At 43.1% G+C, this 19,869-nt stretch carries 25 protein-coding genes; 21 read left to right on the forward strand and 4 right to left on the reverse strand.

Annotated features, from left to right (window positions below):
* Positions 1-86: 86 nt before the first annotated feature.
* Positions 87-758, reverse strand: a complete 672-nt coding sequence (locus tag F9Y84_RS07475) for a TorF family putative porin (protein WP_147388914.1) — start codon at positions 756-758, stop codon at positions 87-89.
* Between the two features lie 268 nt (positions 759-1,026).
* Positions 1,027-2,193 carry a hypothetical protein gene (locus tag F9Y84_RS07480; RefSeq protein WP_167508210.1) on the reverse strand — a complete coding sequence of 389 codons (1,167 nt, stop codon included), beginning with the start codon at positions 2,191-2,193 and terminating at the stop codon, positions 1,027-1,029.
* A gap of 199 nt (positions 2,194-2,392) precedes the next feature.
* On the opposite strand from F9Y84_RS07480, the gene F9Y84_RS07485 reads away from it, so the two are divergent.
* The 3 genes from F9Y84_RS07485 to F9Y84_RS07495 all read left to right on the forward strand — a co-directional run bounded on the left by F9Y84_RS07485 (position 2,393) and on the right by F9Y84_RS07495 (position 5,850).
* The gene (locus F9Y84_RS07485) at positions 2,393-4,336 is read left to right on the forward strand and encodes an AsmA family protein (protein ID WP_147388913.1); all 1,944 of its coding nucleotides are present in this window, start codon (positions 2,393-2,395) and stop codon (positions 4,334-4,336) included.
* A 119-nt stretch (positions 4,337-4,455) separates the two neighbouring features.
* A complete protein-coding gene (locus F9Y84_RS07490) occupies positions 4,456-5,274 on the forward strand; it encodes a phytanoyl-CoA dioxygenase family protein (protein ID WP_147388912.1) in 819 nt (272 codons plus the stop codon).
* 117 nt (positions 5,275-5,391) lie between these two features.
* A complete protein-coding gene (locus F9Y84_RS07495; RefSeq protein WP_147388911.1) occupies positions 5,392-5,850 on the forward strand; it encodes a hypothetical protein in 459 nt (152 codons plus the stop codon).
* A 4-nt stretch (positions 5,851-5,854) separates the two neighbouring features.
* Here the strand turns inward: F9Y84_RS07495 and F9Y84_RS07500 are convergent, their stop codons facing one another.
* On the reverse strand, positions 5,855-8,407 hold the full coding sequence (locus tag F9Y84_RS07500; RefSeq protein ID WP_147388910.1) for a serine/threonine-protein kinase: 2,553 nt from the start codon (positions 8,405-8,407) through the stop codon (positions 5,855-5,857).
* A 217-nt stretch (positions 8,408-8,624) separates the two neighbouring features.
* Here F9Y84_RS07500 and F9Y84_RS07505 point away from each other — a divergent pair, with 217 nt between their 5' ends.
* The 18 genes from F9Y84_RS07505 to rplQ all read left to right on the forward strand — a co-directional run bounded on the left by F9Y84_RS07505 (position 8,625) and on the right by rplQ (position 18,286).
* Positions 8,625-9,416, forward strand: coding sequence for a polysaccharide deacetylase family protein (locus tag F9Y84_RS07505; RefSeq protein ID WP_373865575.1), 792 nt, complete (start codon positions 8,625-8,627; stop codon positions 9,414-9,416).
* 392 nt (positions 9,417-9,808) lie between these two features.
* Positions 9,809-10,177, forward strand: coding sequence for a 50S ribosomal protein L14 (gene rplN / locus F9Y84_RS07510; RefSeq protein WP_010378257.1), 369 nt, complete (start codon positions 9,809-9,811; stop codon positions 10,175-10,177).
* Between the two features lie 10 nt (positions 10,178-10,187).
* A complete protein-coding gene (gene rplX / locus F9Y84_RS07515) occupies positions 10,188-10,502 on the forward strand; it encodes a 50S ribosomal protein L24 (RefSeq protein ID WP_023401269.1) in 315 nt (104 codons plus the stop codon).
* 15 nt (positions 10,503-10,517) lie between these two features.
* On the forward strand, positions 10,518-11,057 hold the full coding sequence (rplE, locus tag F9Y84_RS07520) for a 50S ribosomal protein L5 (protein ID WP_010378262.1): 540 nt from the start codon (positions 10,518-10,520) through the stop codon (positions 11,055-11,057).
* Between the two features lie 10 nt (positions 11,058-11,067).
* Positions 11,068-11,373: a 30S ribosomal protein S14 gene (gene rpsN / locus F9Y84_RS07525; protein WP_095728862.1), complete on the forward strand. Its 306-nt coding sequence runs from the start codon at positions 11,068-11,070 to the stop codon at positions 11,371-11,373.
* A gap of 20 nt (positions 11,374-11,393) precedes the next feature.
* Positions 11,394-11,786 (forward strand): 30S ribosomal protein S8, encoded by a 393-nt coding sequence (gene rpsH / locus F9Y84_RS07530; RefSeq protein WP_125250661.1) that lies wholly within the window; start codon positions 11,394-11,396, stop codon positions 11,784-11,786.
* A gap of 13 nt (positions 11,787-11,799) precedes the next feature.
* On the forward strand, positions 11,800-12,330 hold the full coding sequence (gene rplF, locus F9Y84_RS07535) for a 50S ribosomal protein L6 (protein ID WP_125250660.1): 531 nt from the start codon (positions 11,800-11,802) through the stop codon (positions 12,328-12,330).
* A 9-nt stretch (positions 12,331-12,339) separates the two neighbouring features.
* Entirely contained in the window at positions 12,340-12,690 is a 351-nt protein-coding gene (gene rplR, locus F9Y84_RS07540) for a 50S ribosomal protein L18 (protein WP_010378271.1), read from the forward strand.
* Between the two features lie 9 nt (positions 12,691-12,699).
* On the forward strand, positions 12,700-13,206 hold the full coding sequence (gene rpsE / locus F9Y84_RS07545) for a 30S ribosomal protein S5 (protein WP_125250659.1): 507 nt from the start codon (positions 12,700-12,702) through the stop codon (positions 13,204-13,206).
* A 6-nt stretch (positions 13,207-13,212) separates the two neighbouring features.
* Positions 13,213-13,392, forward strand: coding sequence for a 50S ribosomal protein L30 (rpmD, locus tag F9Y84_RS07550; RefSeq protein ID WP_010378276.1), 180 nt, complete (start codon positions 13,213-13,215; stop codon positions 13,390-13,392).
* Positions 13,393-13,396: 4 nt separating this feature from the next.
* Complete coding sequence (gene rplO / locus F9Y84_RS07555) at positions 13,397-13,831, forward strand: 50S ribosomal protein L15 (protein ID WP_099643704.1); 435 nt, start codon at positions 13,397-13,399, stop codon at positions 13,829-13,831.
* A gap of 11 nt (positions 13,832-13,842) precedes the next feature.
* Positions 13,843-15,171: a preprotein translocase subunit SecY gene (gene secY, locus F9Y84_RS07560; protein WP_010606805.1), complete on the forward strand. Its 1,329-nt coding sequence runs from the start codon at positions 13,843-13,845 to the stop codon at positions 15,169-15,171.
* Positions 15,172-15,193: 22 nt separating this feature from the next.
* On the forward strand, positions 15,194-15,307 hold the full coding sequence (rpmJ, locus tag F9Y84_RS07565) for a 50S ribosomal protein L36 (RefSeq protein ID WP_002959476.1): 114 nt from the start codon (positions 15,194-15,196) through the stop codon (positions 15,305-15,307).
* Positions 15,308-15,438: 131 nt separating this feature from the next.
* Positions 15,439-15,795 carry a 30S ribosomal protein S13 gene (rpsM, locus tag F9Y84_RS07570; protein ID WP_010378282.1) on the forward strand — a complete coding sequence of 119 codons (357 nt, stop codon included), beginning with the start codon at positions 15,439-15,441 and terminating at the stop codon, positions 15,793-15,795.
* Positions 15,796-15,808: 13 nt separating this feature from the next.
* Entirely contained in the window at positions 15,809-16,195 is a 387-nt protein-coding gene (gene rpsK / locus F9Y84_RS07575; protein ID WP_099643703.1) for a 30S ribosomal protein S11, read from the forward strand.
* A gap of 21 nt (positions 16,196-16,216) precedes the next feature.
* Positions 16,217-16,837, forward strand: a complete 621-nt coding sequence (gene rpsD / locus F9Y84_RS07580; RefSeq protein ID WP_017218390.1) for a 30S ribosomal protein S4 — start codon at positions 16,217-16,219, stop codon at positions 16,835-16,837.
* A gap of 24 nt (positions 16,838-16,861) precedes the next feature.
* Positions 16,862-17,848: a DNA-directed RNA polymerase subunit alpha gene (locus F9Y84_RS07585; protein WP_010378288.1), complete on the forward strand. Its 987-nt coding sequence runs from the start codon at positions 16,862-16,864 to the stop codon at positions 17,846-17,848.
* A 39-nt stretch (positions 17,849-17,887) separates the two neighbouring features.
* The gene (gene rplQ, locus F9Y84_RS07590) at positions 17,888-18,286 is read left to right on the forward strand and encodes a 50S ribosomal protein L17 (protein ID WP_039493510.1); all 399 of its coding nucleotides are present in this window, start codon (positions 17,888-17,890) and stop codon (positions 18,284-18,286) included.
* A 217-nt stretch (positions 18,287-18,503) separates the two neighbouring features.
* Here rplQ and F9Y84_RS07595 read toward each other — a convergent pair whose 3' ends face one another.
* Positions 18,504-18,974 carry a hypothetical protein gene (locus F9Y84_RS07595; protein WP_147388908.1) on the reverse strand — a complete coding sequence of 157 codons (471 nt, stop codon included), beginning with the start codon at positions 18,972-18,974 and terminating at the stop codon, positions 18,504-18,506.
* Between the last annotated feature and the right edge of the window lie 895 nt (positions 18,975-19,869).

The raw sequence follows: 19,869 nt of genomic DNA on the forward strand, positions 1-19,869 counted from the left end.
ACAAAAAAGGGCCTTTCGGCCCTACGTGTTGCAGCAAGTAAAAAATAAGGTGGTGCGGCTGTCACAAGACCGCCCGCCTTTGGTCATCACAGATTAAAATCTAATCCATAACTTACGTAAGCTTTAATATCGTCGCTACTGTCTAAGTCGGTTTTTACTAATCCAAAGGTAAAGCCTTGCGTAGATAAACTCACACCGTAATCCATATAAGCGTCGTCTTCACCTGTCCACTCAAGCACGGTGTCTCCGCTGGAGCGACCAATATGTAAAGTTAATTCACTGTCTTTAAAAATGGGGAAGCTGGCCGACACTTCGGCATACAGCATGTCTTCTTCTGTGGTTGAGTCGCTTTGTGCTGTGGCTAGGTGGCTGAGTTTAAAAGTAAAGTATTGCCAGCCAAGTGCGGCGTAAATCTCGCCAAAATCAATATCTCCATTGGCATCGGGGTAGGCGTAGTGGATATAACCGAAATCAAAACTCATGCCTTTGATTTCACCAGCGTAACCGGCGTACAGATCCATCTCATAACTGGCAGCGTCGCCAAAGTCGATGTTAGAAACCCAAGTACCAGCATAAAACCCAGACTCGCTGCTATAATCTAAGCCGCCAGACACCGCTGCGCCATCATCGCTTTGAGTGATCCCACGCCAGTAATAATTTGAGCTTGCCGCAATATTTGCTGTTACTTCCGCTTGAGTTGAAACACAAAAGCACGCAGTCAGGCCGCCGAGTAGCATAAGTAAAGGTTTGTTTTTCATTCTGTTTTCCCCATTGAACGCAGAGTTATTATTCAGTTGTTGTCATTACACTTTTTGTAAAGAGTGACTGCAAAGGGAAGGCCAATATCTGAAAGTAACGGAGATTTAATTCTATATTATTAAAAATATTGGAATTTTATTTCATGGTCTCTGATCACAAAAGTATTGGCTGCATAAATACTGCACGGGGCTGGTGCAAAAAGTCGCTGCTTGCACATTAATAATGCAAGCAGCGTATTGAGGGGAGAGTTATTGAAGTTTAGGTTAGTTATCCAAAGATGGTACGCATTAGGCTGATGGTTTCATCGACACTACGACCTTTTTCTACTTCAGCGACTATCGAGTCACGTTTGGCGCGAATATGCTCTGGAATAGACTCATCTGCAAGGGCGCGGTCGACCAGTACCTCTGCTGACTCTTTACCACGGCGTACGGTCTTTTTGCCACCACTGCTTCCGGTGCGTTTAGGCTTATGCAGTAGCTTAAAGTAGTTGGAGTTAGTTGCTGTGTCTTTGTCTGCGTGATAAAACAGACAAGGTAATAGGGCTTTAATCTCAGCTAATTGGGCTTCAAATTCATCAGCTGGTGCAGCCATGGTGTACCACGGCATCGTTTTAATGGTGCTGACTATATCTGTCCAATAACGCTCAAAATCGCGATTGTTTAGCTTCGCAATACCAAGCGCTTGGCACAAAGCGTCAAGTTTACTGGGCGTTATTGGTGTGAACACATCTGGGCGACGCATTGCTAATAGGCGAGTGGCTGGTGCAAGCGTTGGCTTTTCCTCGCTGCCAGAAAAGGCACTTAAATACCCCACCATAAATGATTGATAGTGCTCAAGCGTTACGTCACCTTCAGCAGGAATAGCAGCTAATGCGTCATCAAAAGCACCCGGAAGGTCGTCTAATAATTGGTGAAAGCCTTTTGCACTTTTGGTGGAAGCAAACCACTCGACGTCAAATTGATACACGCTAGTGTCTAAACTTGCAGCATGTTTACCACTAAAGGCAAGGCGATCTTCTTTAATCATGTCCTTCAGTGGTGTGCTACGCATTGGCTTTAGGTATTCGATTAATTTTAGTTGTTCATCTAGTGCAGCTATCTCTTTATGGTCAGCAATAAATGCAGTCACCATAGGCCAAGGTGCTATGCGTAAAGTTTTTAGCTGTAAAAAGCTAATTGCTGAGATAAGTAAATCTTGTAGCTTTTTAACGATAGGAAGTTGATGGTCATCCAAGAGATCAAAGTTGATACGGTTTTTTGCCACATCAAGTAGTTCATAGCACCAACCAAGAAAATCTTCAGGGTGATTTTCCACTTTAACCGCCATCAGATTGAGGCTGATCTCTGTGGCCTGTTTAAGGATATTTTGATAAATCTGACTTTCCTGTTCGCCCAAGGCCATGTTTGACGGTGATATGAGCAATTTCTTCATGTGGGTTAGATACTCCAAGTTTGATTAATAAGCTAACCAGTAAAATATAGCGAATGACGATAAAAACTGGCAAGGGCGAGGATCATACCGATTAGTGATGAGGTTGCAATCGCTCAGTACAAATTATTTGCCTTTATTCATGGTATATTCGATAACAAGGGTTATCATAAAAATAATCAAGATTTATGAAGGAAAGGCAATGAATCGGCTAGCTAAAATCGTAGGTGTCATAATAGCGCTTATTATTATTCTTGTTATCGCAGCTCCGTTTTTAATCCCCAAACAAGCCGTTATCAGCCAGATAACATCACAGATAGAGTCAGTGACAGGTAGAAAGCTGTCGATTGATGGCGACTCTGACATTGGTATTTTCCCGACTCTACATATCGAGCTAAACCAAGTGCGATTTGCCAACATGGCAACGGGCAGTCGCCCAGATATGTTCGCCATGGAGCAACTTGTCGTGCATATTCCATGGTTAAGTGCGTTGTCTGGTGAAGCTAAGCTTGAGCGCTTTGTGATCAGTAATCCAAATATTATTCTCGAAACTGACAAACAAGATAACGCGAACTGGCGGTTGCTACCCGCCAGTGCAGAAAACACGCCAACGGCACAAACCAGCTCTAAAGGTAATATGCAGTTACCGGAGGGCTTAGATGTTAGCCTTGGCGAAGTGGCGATTTATGGTGGCTCGGTGACTTATCTTGATGGTGTGACAGGCGCTAAATATCAAGTAACTGATTTAGACATTGGCGTGATGCTATCGTCACTTTACCAACCACTAGAAGTCGACGGTAAGCTGACTTTTCAAGGTCAAATTTTTAACCTTGTTACTACACTCGACAATCCAGCAAAGGCGATCGAAGGTGCAACCTTTAATGTTGAACAACAAGTAAAATCAGCGCTGTTCAACCTTGACTATAAAGGTGAAATTGCAGAGCAAGGTAAAACCATTCGCGGTCAGTTAGCCTTGTCTGGCGACTCGGTAAAAGCGCTAGCTGAGTGGCAGGGCGTTGACCTAAAAGCCAAAGAAAATGCGTTTAACAACTTTGGCCTAAACGCCACAATGAGGATGCAAGGGCAAGTTTTTACTCTTAACGCCTTAGAAGCGACCGTGGACGAATTGGTAATAAAAGGTCAAAGTAAAGTCACCCTCTCTGGTAAGCCTGATATTACCGCGAGTGTTGACCTTGGCATGTTAGATCTTAACCCTTATTTGCCAGAGCCTGTAGAAAAACCACAAACGAAACCTGAGCCTGAGGGGGCACCAGCACAGCCAATCGTGTGGGATGACTCTGTAATTGATTTATCAGCGCTTAATAGCCTTAATGCGAATGTGAAGATCACCTCAACAGGGCTACGTGCGAGAGAAATTAAGCTTGGCGAAAACCAAATCAGCTTAGCACTTAACTCAGGTAAAGCGACACTCGGCTTAGATAAGTTCCAAGCCTATGAAGGTCAGGGTAAAGGCAAGGTTGAGGTAAACGCGGCAACAAAACCTTATGCCATCAATACTGACTTTACATTAACAGCGATTAACGCTGAGCCACTACTGACCGATGTTATCGGCTTTGACAAAATATTGGGTAAAGGAAGTCTTAATTGGGCGTTAAGCACGCAAGGTGTCAGTCAAAAGCAATTTGTGAATGCTCTTGATGGTAAATTAGGTTTTGAGTTCAAAGATGGTGGGGTGAAAGGTGCAAACCTTGCTGAGATGATCCGTAAGGGCAAAGAGATGCTCAAAGGCGATTTCTCTTCGGTATCGCAAGGACTCAATGCCAATTTCGACCCAGATCAAAAAACCGACTTCTCAGCCATGACTGGCACATTTTTCTTTACCAAAGGTGTAGGTCAAAATGATGACTTCTCGTTGGCAAGTCCTTTACTACGAGTGACAGGTAAGGGTACCGTTGATTTACCACAAACTTTGGTCGATTACCGTGTGGTGACTGGAATTGTTGATACCATTGAAGGGCAAGCGAGTACTGATGATAGTACCGGTTTTAAAATTCCGGTGCGGGTCAAAGGCCCATTCCACAAAGTGGATACTAGCCTAGATTTAAAAGAAGCGGCTAAAGATAAAGCCAAAGACAAGGTAAAGGACAAGATAAAGGATAAGCTTAAAGGGTTGTTCGGCGGCTAACTGATAACATCCCAGATGAGTAAGTTGCGTGAAGTCAATGAAGCAGCTCGCAAAGGTTGTCAGTAGCAGCCTTTGCGTTATATTCGACATAGCCATAACAAGAAGAACTAAAAGTTAAAATGGAAACTCAGCTACAACACACATTTGATAAGTATGGATTTATAAAAGTAGAGGCAGCATTTGAAGCACAGTTATTCAAGTCATTACAAGCCATCACTACATCCCTGTTACAAGATGCTCAGAACTTTGCCAAAGAAGACAAGTGTCTAGAGCATATCTCAGCGTCACGCCATCAAGGGAGATTGGTGGTTTCACGTATAAATGACCTATTTAAATTTCAATCGGCTTACGCTGAGCTGCTTGCACACCCGAGTGTGATAGGACTGGCTGAAAAGATAATTGGTGAACCTGTGGCGCCAGTTTATGAGTCTCTACTAATTAAAGACCCCGCGGATCCTTATCAGATAGGGTGGCATAGAGACATGAATGCGGGAGCTGACGAGCGGATCATTACCATGGGAATTTATTTGGATGATGCGCAGGCTCAGCAAGGGGCGTTGCAGGTATTACCTGGCTCCCATCTTGCAAAAGAGAGTGTCCTTGAGCTGAAGGAAAAGCTTGAGAAGCAACAGCTAACACCAGTTGATGTGCCAGTTAAAGCAGGCGATATTTTGATTCATCATGTCAATACCTTGCATTGTTCTGGTATACAGCACGCTAAAAGTATGCGTAGAACACTGTATTTTGAATTTAGAGCGATATCCCACCTGCAGCAAAATAGTAATTATTCAACACAGTGGCTTGATAAGCGCTTAGCGTTACTCGCTAAATTGCAAAAAGGAGAGAGGGAGAGCGCAGGCTATAACTTGGTGGAGCCAGATTTTTACAGTACATTTTATCAGATTGAGCCAGCTGATTATGGTTTTAACTTTGGTTGATGATTGTCGTCGAAATGCGTTTAAATCTGTCTGCTGTAACCGGTTGTAATAGCATTAATGTTATTCATGTGCTTAGATAAGTGGGAATTGCTCTACAAACAAACGAAGGATAAAATAATGAGTACACCCCAATATGAATTCGTAGTGACCCCAAAAGTCGAGGGTAACTGGATATTTTCAGGTGATGATAAGCCAGTTAAAATTCAATTAGCTAAGGGGAAAAGCGCCACTCTAAAGTATAAGCTTGTTACTGATGAAGATGACTGGAGCTTTGCGGAAAATGGTACTTTCTTTACCGAAGCGCAAGACAATTTCAATTATAACCTTACAAGCAAATTAGAGGGGAAGCATACGGTTGAAGTTACAATTGAAGCATTGAACGTTGCGAATACACTAAGTGAAAGTGATATCAAAGCGCTATCAGCTAATCCTGATGCGAAGGTTGTCACACTAGTAGAAAATAACAATTCACGTATTGAGTTCAGACTTGTTGCTCAAAAGGATTCTGGAAATGGTGTCGTACGTTATTTCTCACAAGATCCAACGATTGTTATCGAAGATACAGAGCCAAACTAAAACTCTAATTCAGAGCGCTACAGCGCTCTGAATAATTGTGTTTTTCTAGCAATTTATGAAACTCATCAATACCACACAGTGGATCAAACCACTTCAAGTTAAAAAACTGTACTGCCCAGCCTGAATCCAAACTTGCTTCTATTTGAATTATCGCCGAGCTTTCATCCCCAATTAAGGTCATGATTAGGGCGCTTACAAAAGGTAGTTCATATAACTCGGGTGCTTCTGACTTTACGAGTTGGAGTAATTTGAGTGCTTCAATGCTATACCCTAAATGTGCAAGAGCTTGCGCTTTTATTAATTTATCAATTGGTTTACTCGGGGTATCTAAAAGCGCTATTACCTTCATGTAGGCTCGATCTGCATCGTTGTTAGCCAGCGCTAAGGCATCAGCATAGTTGAGGACAATATCAGCTCTTTGTTCATTTATCCTATATGCCTGAGTTGCATAATCCAAGGATAAGTCTTGCTCTTTGATTAAACTTAAGGCTGTGCTCAAGTTTGTTAAATAGTTTGCGTTATTACTATCAGATTTCACAAGTGTCTGATAGAGCTCTATTGCTCTACTCAGGTTACCCGTAATTAATGAAATATCAGCTGTGATCTTGATGAGTTGATGATCTTTTTGAGTGATTGATAATGCTTTATCTGCGAAATGAAGCGCTTCGGCAAAGCTTCCTGATATCGCATGTATTTTCACTAAGTTTCTCAGTACAATCAAAGTAGGTTTGAGCTGATATGCTTTGATGAATGAAGCTTTCGCTTGCTCATATTTTCCTAATTTCTGATAAATACTCCCTTTTAGATTTAGCAACTCGTATGAGTTGCTATTGTCTCCTTGGTAGCTGCTCAACAGTGTCTCAATATCATCCTTCTTATTTAGTAACAGAAGTAGCGAGGTTCTATTTGCTAGGTAGTCCAAAGTTTCTTTATATTCGTGAGGGCTTGAATCTAAGACTTCTTTTAATTCATTGATAATCTTAATATCTAGAGTTCGATTGTATAATCGGAGGCTACCTTTGGTATAAGTAGTGTAAAGAGAATAGTGTTTAGGGTATGTCCGAATAAACACCCTAAGTTGACTAATTAATTTGATGTCGACTGTGTTTTCTTGGTGCAATTGCTCTATCAAGGCTGAGTATGCCTTATTAAAATTGTCGTCTATCAATCGCTCTGAAGTATCAGTGATATTGAGCGCTTTAGATAACGTTTGTGAGACAGAAATAAACGTTGCAGAAATTTGCGTGTTGATGACGGTAATCCGTTCTGAAAACTCAACGACTTTTCCTGACTTCCCTAGCAACTCAAGTTGGATAGTACAGCTATAATTATTACACTCGCCTGTCGGAATGAATAACTTGTCTATTTGTAAAGACTGAGAGATATCAGAAGGTTTCGCGGTTCTACCTAAAGATGCAAGCGTTTGTTTTACTTCTTTCTTTGAAACTGGCTCATAGTTTTTACTGGTAATCAGAAACTGATAGATGGCGTCTTCAACGGTTTGTTTTACTATCTGTTTGTGTGAATTTGGTATATCACTTTGTCCAATAAACTCTACCGGTAGCGCTGCAATATAAACTTTGGGTTTGGTTTCTTGCCAATACCAGTATCCACCAACGACTAAGCACATTAAAAAGGTGAAAAGTGCTGTAACACTTAGCCGCTTTTTACGTGTTTTGGCTTTCTCTTTAGCTCTATCTCGTAGTGCTATTTCTTCAAGGGATAATGTTGCCTCGCTGTTGTCGTAGCTAAAGGTGTGTAAAATTTGCTTGAGCTGTTGGCTCACTTCATTGGCACTACTCGGGCGAGCGCTTTTCTCATATTGCAGTAAGCGGTCAATCAGCTGTGCCAGCGCAGGGGGAATATCTAAAATACGTTTAGCGCTAGTTTTTAAAGGTTGGAATTTAATCTGTTCAGCAATAGACTTATCACTACCATCGTCAGCTTGTTCACAATAAGGGTGGTGTCCAGCCAGTAATTGATACGCAATAAGTCCGAGCGAGAATAGATCACTACGGCTATCTAGCATTTCATTACGAAGTTGCTCTGGTGACATTGCGGTGAGGCTGCCGTAGCTGGTGTGGGGGCGAGAAGTTTGGCTATCTTCTAATTGTGAAATACCGAAGTCGGCGATCTTGGCTACACCCTGATCATTGACCAGAATATTACCCAGTTTTAAGTCCAAATGAAGGATATTTTGGCTATGCGCTGACGCGAGACCGTCGGCAATATGGCTAAGCAGCTCGACTTTTTGCTCGGTAGTTAAAACATGTGTTTTTGTATAATGCTGTAAAGTCGCGCCTTGTACATACTCCATTTCTAAAGCCATGTGGCCATTGCTCTCAAAAACGTCGTATATTTGTACTATATTAGGGTGGTTAAAACGCGCTAATAGGCGAGCCTCGTTGAACTCGTCTGCTTGTGTATGCTGAGAGAGCGACAATACCTTGACCGCTACACGGCGGCCGAGCTTTTTGTCAGTAGCAAGGTACACTTTGCTCATACCGCCTTCAGCGAGCAAAATCACGTCCTGATAGTATTCTTCTAACTTCAACACAGCACAGTCTTTCTTATTGGTTATTAAAGGTAGTGTATCGCTAAAATCGCCAAATTAGTACTACTTGCGGTGACCTAAATAGTAAATAAATAAGTTGAGAATTTAACACTTTGCTAGGGAGTGCAACTTTTATAGAGTAATAAAACACCACGCTTTTAAGGATAAAGATATGGCAAATCTATACACTCTTTCCCTCACTCGCTGTTGTTGGGGGGTGATGGCTATATGTACATTACTTTATAGTACGCTGAGTAAAGCTGCAGATAGTGATGTGACTTTTACGTACCCAAAGGGCGCTCGCAATGCCATTAGTCTGACCTTTGATGATGCAAGAACGAGCCAAGTCACGGTCGCGATACCATTACTAAACCGCTATAAGGTTAAAGGGACATTTTACGTCATGCCATCAAAAGTAGCGGAAAATCTGTCGTTGTGGCAAGGGGCTGTTAAGCAGGGTCATGAAATAGGTAATCATACCAACGAACACTTGTGCACTGGGAACTTTGCGTGGCTGAGAGAGAAGAATCAAGGACTGGAGCAAGTTGATCTGGCATATATTGAACGCGATATTACTTATACAACCGAATACATAGAAAAGCACTTAGGCGTAACCCCGCGAAGCTTTGCTTATCCTTGCGGTAATACCTTTGTCGGGCGTGGTGAAAATGTAAAAAGCTATGTGCCAATAATAGCAAAGCACTTCGATAGTGGTCGCACCTGGCTTGATGAAAGCGCCAATCATCCTACCTATACAGACTTTGCTCAATTGACTGGGATTAGAATGGACGGCCTTAGCTTTTCAACGATTAAAAACTATTTAGAGCAATTAAGAGCGAACAATAGTTGGATTATTTTAGCTGGGCATGAAGTGGGAGAAGGGGGGATGTATACCGTCGATTCAGAAATGTTAGAAGCGCTCATCCCTTATCTACAGGATCCGAAAAACGGCTATTGGCTTGACACTGTAAGTAATGTGGGTGACTACATCAAAGCTAAAAGAGCGCAGTAGAGTATGGCTACCCATACTCCATTCTACTTCGCAATCATTCTGTTTAAAACCAGTGAACTATCTTATTCAAAGCTTATGTGTTTCTGTTCAAGTTACGGCGAGGTATTCTCAGCAAGAGTGGATCAGGCGAAAATCCACGTATGAGTTTTGTTTGAAAATTATGCAAGTGGTTGAATTCTCGAATACTCGTCACCACATACTGAAATTACAATCAGTACGTCACGTTAAAGCATTAAATTAATTAAAAATTGAACTATCTTTGATTGGACTTTGCTGGTACAATTGCCCGCCCTTGAAAGACATAATCACAGTTTTTTGAGCGGAATTTAACCTAAATGCCTTGATTTTGAACAAAATCTCGGCGAGTTGTAACTACACCGGAGGTCATTAAGATGATCCAAATGCAAACTCAGCTGGACGTTGCTGATAACAGCGGCGCTCGCAAAGTGCAGTGTATAAAAGTCCTTGGTGGTTCGCACCGTCGCTACGCAGCGGTTGGCGACATCATTAAAGTTTCTGTTAAAGAAGCTATTCCTCGCGGCAAAGTGAAGAAAGGTGATGTTAAAAACGCAGTAGTTGTGCGTACTAAAAAAGGCGTACGTCGTCCAGACGGCTCTTTGATCCGTTTCGATAGCAATGCGGCTGTTATCTTAAATGATAACTTACAGCCTATTGGTACTCGTATCTTCGGCCCTGTGACTCGTGAACTTCGTACTGAAAAGTTCATGAAGATCGTTTCACTAGCACCAGAAGTACTATAAGGAGTCGATCATGGCAGCAAAAATCCGTCGTGATGACGAAGTAATCGTACTAGCCGGTAAAGACAAAGGTAAGCGCGGTAAAGTGCTTTCAGTTGTTACTGAAACTGGCCGAGTATTTGTTGAAGGCGTTAATATCATCAAGAAGCACCAGAAGCCTGTACCACAACTACAGCAAGCTGGCGGTATTGTTGAGAAAGAAGCGTCAGTCGACGTATCAAACGTAGCGATTTTCAATGCCGAAACTGGCAAAGCGGATCGTGTAGGTTTTAGATTTGAAGACGGTAAAAAAGTCCGTTTCTTCAAGTCTACCGGTAAAACTATTTAATAGTTGGAGTAGACGATGGCGAAACTGCATGAAGTGTACAAAGACAAAGTGGTAAAAGAGCTTCAAGAGAAGTTCGGTTACAGCTCTGTCATGCAAGTCCCTCAGATCGAAAAGATCACACTAAACATGGGTGTGGGCGAAGCCCTAGCTGACAAGAAAATTCTAGAAAATGCAGTAGCAGATCTAGAATCAATCTCTGGTCAGAAGCCTCTAGTGACTAAAGCACGCAAATCAGTTGCTGGCTTTAAGATCCGTGAAGGTTACCCAATTGGCTGTAAAGTAACCCTACGCGGCGAGCGTATGTGGGATTTCCTAGAGCGTTTAGTCTCTATCGCGATGCCACGTATTCGTGACTTCCGCGGTGTTAGCGCAAAGTCTTTTGACGGTCGCGGTAACTACTCTATGGGCGTACGTGAACAAATCATCTTCCCAGAAATTGATTATGATAAAGTAGACCGTGTACGCGGTATGGATATCACAATCACTACTTCTGCGAAAACAGATGACGAAGGCCGTGCGTTGTTAGAAGCGTTCAACTTCCCATTCAAAAAGTAAGGGTAGGGTTATGGCAAAGAATTCAATGAAAGCGCGTGACGTAAAACGTGCTAAATTAGTTGCTCAGTATGCTGAAAAGCGTGCTGCGTTAAAAGCTATCATCAGCGATGTTAACGCATCTGATGATGAGCGTTGGGATGCAGTGTTAAAGCTACAGTCTTTACCACGCGATTCTAGCCCTTCACGTCAACGTAATCGTTGTAACATCACGGGCCGCCCTCATGGTTACCTTCGCAAGTTCGGCTTAAGCCGTATTAAAGTTCGCGAAGCAGCGATGCGCGGTGAAATTCCTGGCCTTAAAAAGGCTAGCTGGTAATAGAATCACGGGAGTAAGACATGAGCTTGCAAGATCCAATTGCGGATTTGTTCACACGTATCCGTAACGGTCAGTCTGCGAAGAAGGTATCTGTTTCAATGCCAACTTCAAAGCTGAAAGTAGCTGTAGCTAAGGTACTTAAAGACGAAGGTTATATCACTGACTTCGCAGTATCTGGTGACGTAAAAGCAGAATTGACTATCGAACTTAAGTACTTCGAAGGCAAAGCTGTAATCGAAAACATCCAGCGTGTTAGCCGCCCTGGTCTACGTATCTATAAGAAACGTGACGAATTACCAAAGGTAATGGGTGGTCTAGGTATCGCTATCGTATCAACTTCTAAAGGCCTGATGACAGACCGCGCTGCGCGTAACGCTGGTGTTGGTGGTGAAATCATTGGCTTTGTAGCTTAATCGGAGGGGAACTATGTCTCGTATAGCGAAGGCTCCTATTACTGTTCCTGCCGGTGTTGAAGTTACAGTTAACGGCCAGGACATCAAAGTTAAAGGCAAAAACGGTGAATTAACTCGCACAATCAACGATGCGGTTGAAGTTTCACTAAACGACAACGTTATCACTACAGCTCCACGTGAAGTTGCTAATGCTTGGGCTCAAGCTGGTACTGCACGTGCGCTAATCAACAACATGATTGTTGGTGTTAACGATGGTTATGAGAAGAAACTACAGCTAGTAGGTGTTGGTTACCGTGCGGCAGTTAAGGGTAAAGTATTAGACTTAACTCTTGGCTTCTCTCACCCAGTGAACTTCGAGATCCCAGCGGGTATCACTATCGAAGCTCCAAGCCAAACTGAAATTGTTGTTAAAGGCGCAGACAAGCAGTTAGTTGGTCAAACAGCTGCTAACATCCGCTCATACCGTGAACCAGAGCCTTATAAAGGTAAAGGTGTACGTTATGCTGATGAGCACGTGCGTCGTAAAGAGGCTAAGAAGAAGTAAGGTAAGACGATGGATAAGAAAACAGCTCGTCTACGTCGTGCTAAGCGCACTCGTAGAAATATTATCGAACAAGGCACAACACGTCTTGTTATCCACCGCACGCCACGTCACATTTACGCTCAAGTAATCAATGCTGAGGGTAATGTACTGGCTGCTGCTTCTACTGTTGAAAAAGCAATTGTTGAAACAGTTAAAGGCACAGGCAACATCGAAGCGGCTCAAGCAGTTGGTAAAGCAATCGCTGAGCGCGTAGCTGACAAAGGCGTTGAAAAAATCGCTTTTGATCGCAGTGGCTTTAAATATCACGGCCGTGTGAAGGCGCTAGCTGATGCTGCGCGCGAAGCCGGTCTGCAATTCTAGGAGTAGACAATGGCTAACGTAGAAGCAAAGCAAGCACAGCCAGAGTTGGCTGAAAAGCTAATCGCGGTAAACCGTGTGTCTAAAGTGGTTAAAGGTGGTCGTATCTTTAGCTTCACTGCACTAACTGTTGTTGGTGATGGCGCTGGTAAAGTAGGTTTTGGTTATGGTAAAGCACGTGAAGTTCCTGCTGCTATTCAAAAAGCAATGGAAAAAGCACGTCGCAACATGATCACTGTTGAACTAAACGGTAACACGCTACAGCACCCAATCAAGGGTCGCCACGCGGGTTCTAAAGTTTACATGCAGCCTGCATCTGAAGGTACAGGTATTATCGCAGGTGGTGCGATGCGTGCAGTACTAGAAGTAACTGGCGTACAGAACGTACTATCTAAAGCATACGGTTCAACTAACCCGATCAACATCGTTCGCGCAACTATTGCAGCTCTTGAGAATATGAATTCTCCAGAAGGTATTGCTGCGAAGCGTGGTCTTAGCGTTGACGAAATCTTGGGGTAAGACACCATGGCAAACACAGTAAAAGTAACTCAAGTACGTAGCTCAATCGGTCGTTTACCGAAGCATAAAGCTACATTACGTGGCCTTGGTTTACGTCGTATCAACCACACTGTTGAGCTAGAAGATACGCCAGCAGTTCGCGGTATGATCAACCAAGTTTCTTACATGGTTAAGGTTGAGGGGTAATTCGATGAACTTGAATACACTTTCACCTGCTGCAGGTTCAAAAACTGCTGGTAAGCGTGTCGGCCGTGGTATCGGTTCTGGTCTTGGTAAGACTGGTGGTCGTGGTCACAAAGGTCAAAAGTCACGCTCTGGCGGTAAAGTACGCGTTGGTTTTGAAGGCGGTCAAATGCCTATGCAACGTCGTCTACCAAAGTTTGGTTTCACTTCACGCAAGTCTCTTGTGTCTAAAGAAGTGAATCTATTCGAAATCGCTAAAGTTGAAGGCGATGTGGTAGATCTAAACGCGCTACAGGCAGCTGGTATCGTTAAAAAGAACATCCAGTTCGTAAAAGTTGTAAAATCTGGCGAAGTTTCACGCGCTGTTACCGTTAAAGGCATTAAAGTGTCTAAAGGTGCACGCGAAGCTATCGAAGCTGCCGGAGGCAAGGTAGAAGACTAAGGAAGTACGCTATGGCTAAACCAGGTCAAGATATGCAAAGTGCACAAAGTGGGCTTGCGGAACTGAAGCGCCGATTACTATTCGTTTTAGGTGCTATCATTATTTACCGTCTGGGCTCTTTTGTGCCGATCCCTGGGATTGACGCCGCTGTACTTGCCGAATTCTTCGAGCAACAAAAGGGCACCATTGTTGAAATGTTCAACATGTTCAGCGGTGGTGCGCTTGAGCGTGCATCGGTATTGGCGCTAGGTATTATGCCGTACATCTCGGCTTCGATTATTATGCAGCTATTAACGCATATACATCCTGCGATGATAGAGCTTAAGAAAGAAGGTGAGCAAGGGCGTAAGAAAATCAGCCAGTATACGCGTTATGGTACGCTTGTGCTTGCTACATTCCAATCGATAGGTATCGCTACTGGTCTACCTAATATGATGGAAGGCTTAGTTGTGAATCCAGGCTTCGGCTTTTACTTCACAGCTGTAGTGAGCTTAGTCACAGGAACAATGTTCCTAATGTGGTTGGGCGAACAAATCACTGAACGTGGTATCGGTAACGGTATCTCTGTTCTAATATTTGTTGGTATTGTAGCTAACCTGCCGTCTGCAATTGGTTCGACAGCAGAAATGGCGCGCCAAGGTGATCTGCATATTTTAGCATTGTTATTGATTGCGGTAATCGTATTCGCTGTAACTTACCTAGTTGTGTTCTTTGAGCGTGGACAACGTCGTATCGTTGTAAACTACGCGAAGCGCCAACAAGGTCGTCAGGTATTCGCTGCTCAAAGCACGCATTTACCACTAAAAGTTAACATGGCGGGTGTTATTCCACCAATCTTTGCTAGCAGTATCATTTTGTTCCCTGGTACAATAGCAAGCTGGTTCGGCCAAGGTGAAGGTCCGGTCGCTGATGTGCTACAAGCTATCTCAGCAGTATTGACTCCAGGTCAACCACTGTATGCGATGGTATTAGCTGCGGCTATTATCTTCTTCTGCTTCTTCTACACTGCGTTGGTATTTAACCCGCGTGAGACAGCAGATAACCTGAAAAAATCTGGCGCTTTTATTCCAGGCATTCGTCCAGGTGAGCAGACGTCTAAATACATTGATAAAGTGATGACACGCCTGACATTGGCAGGTGCTTTGTATATAACCTTTATCTGTCTGGTGCCCGAGTTTATGACTATGGCATGGCAAACGCCATTCTACTTCGGCGGTACATCAATTTTGATTATCGTTGTTGTCATCATGGACTTTATGGCACAAGTACAGACTCATATGATGTCTCATCAATATGATTCTGTGCTGAAAAAAGCGAACCTTAAAGGCTACGGCCGTTAAGGTCAGTTTACGGAGTTGAGTAATGAAAGTACGTGCTTCCGTTAAGAAAATTTGCCGTAACTGCAAAGTAATCAAGCGTGCAGGTGTTGTACGTGTGATCTGCAGTGAGCCAAAGCACAAGCAAAGGCAAGGCTAAGCAAATTAAGTCGTGCAGGCTGAGTAGCTCTACTTAGCCTGTTTCTTTGGTAAAACTTGAATGTCGGTTGGGTATCCTATACGGGCTTTCCAGCAAGATGATAATCAAGTTTATTTATAGGAGATATGTTAGTGGCCCGTATCGCAGGCATTAACGTTCCTGATCATAAGCATGCTGTTATCGGTTTAACAAGCATCTATGGTGTAGGTAAAACTCGCGCTAAGGCGATCTTAGCTGCGACAGGTATCGCTGAAACTACTAAAATCGGCGAGTTAAATGACGAAACTCTTGACATCCTTCGTGAAGAAGTTGGCAAGTACACTGTTGAAGGTGATCTTCGTCGTGAAGTTACACTAAACATCAAGCGTCTTATGGATCTTGGTTGTTTCCGTGGCTTACGTCACCGTCGTTCGCTACCACTACGTGGTCAGCGTACTAAGACTAACGCGCGTACTCGTAAGGGTCCTCGCAAGCCTATCAAGAAATAAGGTGGGGTAAGTTATGGCAAAAGCACCAATTCGTCGTAAAAAGGTCAAAAAGCAAGTTGTTGATGGCATGGCTCACGTTCATGCGTCTTTCAACAACACTATTGTGACCATCACTGACCGTCAAGGTAATGCTCTTTCTTGGGCGACTGCGGGTGGTTCAGGTTTCCGTGGTTCTCGTAAGTCTACTCCATTCGCTGCACAGGTTGCTGCGGAGCGTGCAGGTGTTGCTGCACAAGAGTACGGTCTTAAGAACCTAGAAGTATTCATTAAAGGTCCAGGTCCAGGCCGTGAGTCTGCTGTTCGTGCATTGAATGCTGCTGGTTTCCGTATCACTAACATCACTGACGTGACGCCAATTCCACACAATGGTTGTCGTCCACCGAAGAAACGTCGCGTATAACAATAGGTTAGGAGAAAGAACATGGCAAGATATTTGGGCCCTAAGCTCAAGCTAAGTCGTCGTGAAGGTACTGACCTGTTCCTTAAAAGCGGCGTAAGAGCAATTGACTCTAAGTGTAAACTAGAAACAGCACCTGGTCAGCACGGCGCACGTAAAGGTCGTCTATCTGATTACGGTTTACAGCTACGTGAAAAGCAAAAAGTTCGTCGTATCTACGGTGTACTAGAAAAGCAATTCCGTAACTACTACAAAGAAGCTGCTCGCCTTAAAGGTAACACAGGTGAAAACTTGTTACAGCTTCTAGAGCAACGTCTAGACAATGTTGTATATCGCATGGGTTTTGCAAGCACACGTGCTGAAGCACGTCAGCTAGTAAGCCACAAAGCGATTATGGTTAATGGTCGTGTTGTTAATATCCCTTCTTTCGTAGTTACTCCTGAAGATGTAGTAGTAATTCGTGAGAAGTCTAAAAAGCAAGCGCGTATCATCGCTGCTCTAGAGTTGGCTGAGCAACGTGAAAAGCCAACTTGGATTGAAGTTGACGGTAAGAAAATGGAAGGTACTTTCAAGCGCCTACCAGAGCGTTCTGATCTGTCTGCGGACATTAACGAACAACTAATCGTCGAACTTTACTCGAAGTAAAGTTAAGAGTTAAGAGAGGATAAAATGCAGGGTTCTGTAACCGAATTCCTAAAACCAAGATTAGTCGATATCGACGCTGTAAGCTCAACGCGTTCTAAAGTAGTTTTAGAGCCTCTAGAGCGTGGTTTCGGCCACACACTAGGTAACGCTCTACGTCGTATACTTCTTTCATCTATGCCTGGTTGTGCTGTGACAGAAGTTGAAATTGACGGCGTATTGCACGAGTACAGCGCGAAAGAAGGCGTACAAGAAGACATCATTGAAATTCTGTTAAACCTTAAAGGTCTAGCGGTATCTCTAGAAGGTAAAGATGAAGTTTTCCTTACCCTGACTAAGTCTGGTGTAGGCCCTGTGACTGCGGCTGATATCCAGCACGACGGAGATGTGACTATCGCCAACCCTGAGCATGTTATTTGTCACTTAACTGCTGACAATAGCGAAATCAGCATGCGCATCCGTGTTGAGCGTGGTCGCGGTTATGTACCGGCGTCTAGTCGTTTATCCTCTGATGACGATGAGCGCCCAATCGGCCGTTTGTTGCTAGATGCATCATTCAGCCCGGTTGAGCGTATTGCGTACTCGGTTGAGTCAGCTCGTGTTGAGCAGCGTACAGACTTAGATAAACTAATCATCGATATGGAAACGAACGGCACTTTAGATCCTGAAGAAGCGATCCGCCGTGCGTCAACTATCCTTGCTGAGCAATTAGATGCATTCGTAGATTTACGTGATGTTTCTGAGCCAGAAGAAAAAGAAGAGAAGCCGGAGTTTGATCCGATTCTACTTCGTCCTGTTGATGACTTAGAGCTAACTGTACGTTCTGCAAACTGTCTGAAAGCCGAGCAAATTCAATATATCGGTGACTTAGTACAGCGTACTGAAGTTGAGCTTCTGAAAACACCAAATCTTGGTAAGAAGTCTCTAACTGAAATTAAAGACGTGCTAGCTTCACGTGGTCTATCTCTAGGTATGCGCCTAGAAAACTGGCCACCTGCAAGTCTGGCTGAGTAATCTAAGTTACTATATTAGTTTAGTTAGAAGGATAGGGTCATGCGCCATCGTAAGAGTGGTCGTCAATTAAACCGTAACAGCAGCCATCGCAAAGCGATGTTTAGCAACATGGCTGGTTCTTTGGTGAAGCACGAAATCATCAAAACTACTTTGCCTAAAGCAAAAGAGCTGCGCCGTGTAATTGAACCTTTAATCACACTGGCTAAGACTGACAGCGTAGCAAACCGTCGTTTAGCGTTTGCTCGCACGCGTGATAAAGAAGTAGTTGGTAAATTGTTCACTGAGATTGGTCCTCGTTTCGCGGATCGTCCAGGTGGTTACACTCGTATTCTTAAGTGTGGCTTCCGTACTGGTGACAACGCGCCAATGGCTTACATTGAACTACTAGATCGCCCAGCGACTGAAGAAGTTCAAGAAGACGCACAGTCTGCAGAGTAATTAGTCTTATTAAAGACATAAAAAAGCCGAGCATCGCTCGGCTTTTTTCTTTTCAAGAAGCTTATTTTCGCAAGCTCAGGTTATGTAAAGCAGCCAAAAAGCAAGGTGCCTACCTCGCCTATATGTACATAGATATCTTAGCGATAATAGGGCGTGCTAAATTATTGATAAGATCCTCTTGTCCCAAAATATATCGCTTGATCAAGTGAATTGAGCATTAAAAGTTCCAATGAACTAGTGCTGCAAATCGATTGCCGTCGAGTTGATGAGTATTTGCGATATTACTTGGAATTGAGAGGTTACCTACAGAGCTTACTTCATATTCCGCGACTTCGTATCTCAACTCGAGACTAATTTGCGAATAGTTGAAAGCATATAAACCGGAAAAAATGAGCTTCGTGGTGTTATTGAATTTAGCATCAAGAGTAAAATTACTGTCCAATTCAACAGAGGTATCAAAACCGATCCCTGCACCTAGCTTCACATTGTCATTTAGGTTGTAATATGGGATGGCTTCAAACGCCCACCGGCTAAAAGTTAAATCACCGTTTTTCGCTTCAGCTGCATCGAAGTGATAAAGTGCGTTTAGCTTAATATCAAAATCTTTATTCGCTTGATAATGAATGCCACCACCAATGAATATGCCATCGCCAGCTTTAACAGTGTCATCACTATTATCTTCGTACACTAAGGTGCCTATAGTATCACCACCTAAGCTTACTCCAGCTGTTGCTGAAAAAGAAAAAGGACTAGTGTCGTCGGCAAGTACGGTAGTGCTAGAATAACAAAGTAAATAAAGCTATAGATAGTTTTTGCATGTTTATACCTGTTTTGTGGTCAAATTTCCGTGCATGATTACCAATTTTTCATTTATGTACAGTGAAAAAGCTATATATATCAATTGGTTGATTAAATATAAGCCTGTTTGCTTATCTTTTGTACGCTTATTCTTAGTGCTAGAGCTCAAGTGAATTTTTAGATGGTGTATTTTCAATATCCTAGCGATCTGTGTGAATTTATAACGGCTAGAACACCCAAATAGAAATAAAAGCAGAATAAAAAATGGACGATATAGCATGCTGAAGTATCAAAAATAGACGTTTCGCTTTATTTTTGCTCGAACAAACGTTTTTTCGCAATTATCTTTAAAAAAAGGGTTGCACTTAAATCGGATCTCCCTATAATGCGCATCCACCGACACGGGGAGCGGCGCTGAAAAGCAACGAGCCAACGAGTCGGGAGTCAAATAAAACTTGAGTTTGAATGCTTCGAAAGAAAATCAAAATTAAGTGTTGACAATAAATGGGAAGTGCTTAGAATGCACAACCCTCAGCGCTAACGGCGCAGCGATGATAAGTCATCGTGCCGGGTAACCGGAGCTGTTCTTTAACAATATGAAGCAATCATCTGTGTGGGCACTCGTACAGATTGAGTTCTAACAGCAGAGTCTAGTTCGCTAGATGACGCAAACAAATTTAGAGTCTCAATTGAACTGAGTGACCAACAGAATAAACATAGTTTATTCAGCACAGTCAATTCGATACCGAAAGGTATCAAAATCAGAATTCAATGAGCATGAAACT

The sequence above is a fragment of the Pseudoalteromonas peptidolytica genome, from assembly GCF_012641745.1.
Classification (GTDB): domain Bacteria; phylum Pseudomonadota; class Gammaproteobacteria; order Enterobacterales; family Alteromonadaceae; genus Pseudoalteromonas; species Pseudoalteromonas peptidolytica.

Excerpts from the sequence above, each read along its gene's own strand:
- F9Y84_RS07475 (WP_147388914.1), bottom strand. The coding sequence starts at position 758 with ATGAAAAACAAACCTTTACTTATGCTACTCGGCGGCCTGACTGCGTGC.
- F9Y84_RS07480 (WP_167508210.1), bottom strand. The coding sequence starts at position 2,193 with ATGAAGAAATTGCTCATATCACCGTCAAACATGGCCTTGGGCGAACAG.
- F9Y84_RS07485 (WP_147388913.1), top strand. The coding sequence starts at position 2,393 with ATGAATCGGCTAGCTAAAATCGTAGGTGTCATAATAGCGCTTATTATT.
- F9Y84_RS07490 (WP_147388912.1), top strand. The coding sequence starts at position 4,456 with ATGGAAACTCAGCTACAACACACATTTGATAAGTATGGATTTATAAAA.
- F9Y84_RS07495 (WP_147388911.1), top strand. The coding sequence starts at position 5,392 with ATGAGTACACCCCAATATGAATTCGTAGTGACCCCAAAAGTCGAGGGT.
- F9Y84_RS07505 (WP_373865575.1), top strand. The coding sequence starts at position 8,625 with ATGGCTATATGTACATTACTTTATAGTACGCTGAGTAAAGCTGCAGAT.
- rplN (WP_010378257.1), top strand. The coding sequence starts at position 9,809 with ATGATCCAAATGCAAACTCAGCTGGACGTTGCTGATAACAGCGGCGCT.
- rplX (WP_023401269.1), top strand. The coding sequence starts at position 10,188 with ATGGCAGCAAAAATCCGTCGTGATGACGAAGTAATCGTACTAGCCGGT.
- rplE (WP_010378262.1), top strand. The coding sequence starts at position 10,518 with ATGGCGAAACTGCATGAAGTGTACAAAGACAAAGTGGTAAAAGAGCTT.
- rpsN (WP_095728862.1), top strand. The coding sequence starts at position 11,068 with ATGGCAAAGAATTCAATGAAAGCGCGTGACGTAAAACGTGCTAAATTA.
- rpsH (WP_125250661.1), top strand. The coding sequence starts at position 11,394 with ATGAGCTTGCAAGATCCAATTGCGGATTTGTTCACACGTATCCGTAAC.
- rplF (WP_125250660.1), top strand. The coding sequence starts at position 11,800 with ATGTCTCGTATAGCGAAGGCTCCTATTACTGTTCCTGCCGGTGTTGAA.
- rplR (WP_010378271.1), top strand. The coding sequence starts at position 12,340 with ATGGATAAGAAAACAGCTCGTCTACGTCGTGCTAAGCGCACTCGTAGA.
- rpsE (WP_125250659.1), top strand. The coding sequence starts at position 12,700 with ATGGCTAACGTAGAAGCAAAGCAAGCACAGCCAGAGTTGGCTGAAAAG.
- rpmD (WP_010378276.1), top strand. The coding sequence starts at position 13,213 with ATGGCAAACACAGTAAAAGTAACTCAAGTACGTAGCTCAATCGGTCGT.
- rplO (WP_099643704.1), top strand. The coding sequence starts at position 13,397 with ATGAACTTGAATACACTTTCACCTGCTGCAGGTTCAAAAACTGCTGGT.
- secY (WP_010606805.1), top strand. The coding sequence starts at position 13,843 with ATGGCTAAACCAGGTCAAGATATGCAAAGTGCACAAAGTGGGCTTGCG.
- rpmJ (WP_002959476.1), top strand. The coding sequence starts at position 15,194 with ATGAAAGTACGTGCTTCCGTTAAGAAAATTTGCCGTAACTGCAAAGTA.
- rpsK (WP_099643703.1), top strand. The coding sequence starts at position 15,809 with ATGGCAAAAGCACCAATTCGTCGTAAAAAGGTCAAAAAGCAAGTTGTT.
- rpsD (WP_017218390.1), top strand. The coding sequence starts at position 16,217 with ATGGCAAGATATTTGGGCCCTAAGCTCAAGCTAAGTCGTCGTGAAGGT.
- F9Y84_RS07585 (WP_010378288.1), top strand. The coding sequence starts at position 16,862 with ATGCAGGGTTCTGTAACCGAATTCCTAAAACCAAGATTAGTCGATATC.
- rplQ (WP_039493510.1), top strand. The coding sequence starts at position 17,888 with ATGCGCCATCGTAAGAGTGGTCGTCAATTAAACCGTAACAGCAGCCAT.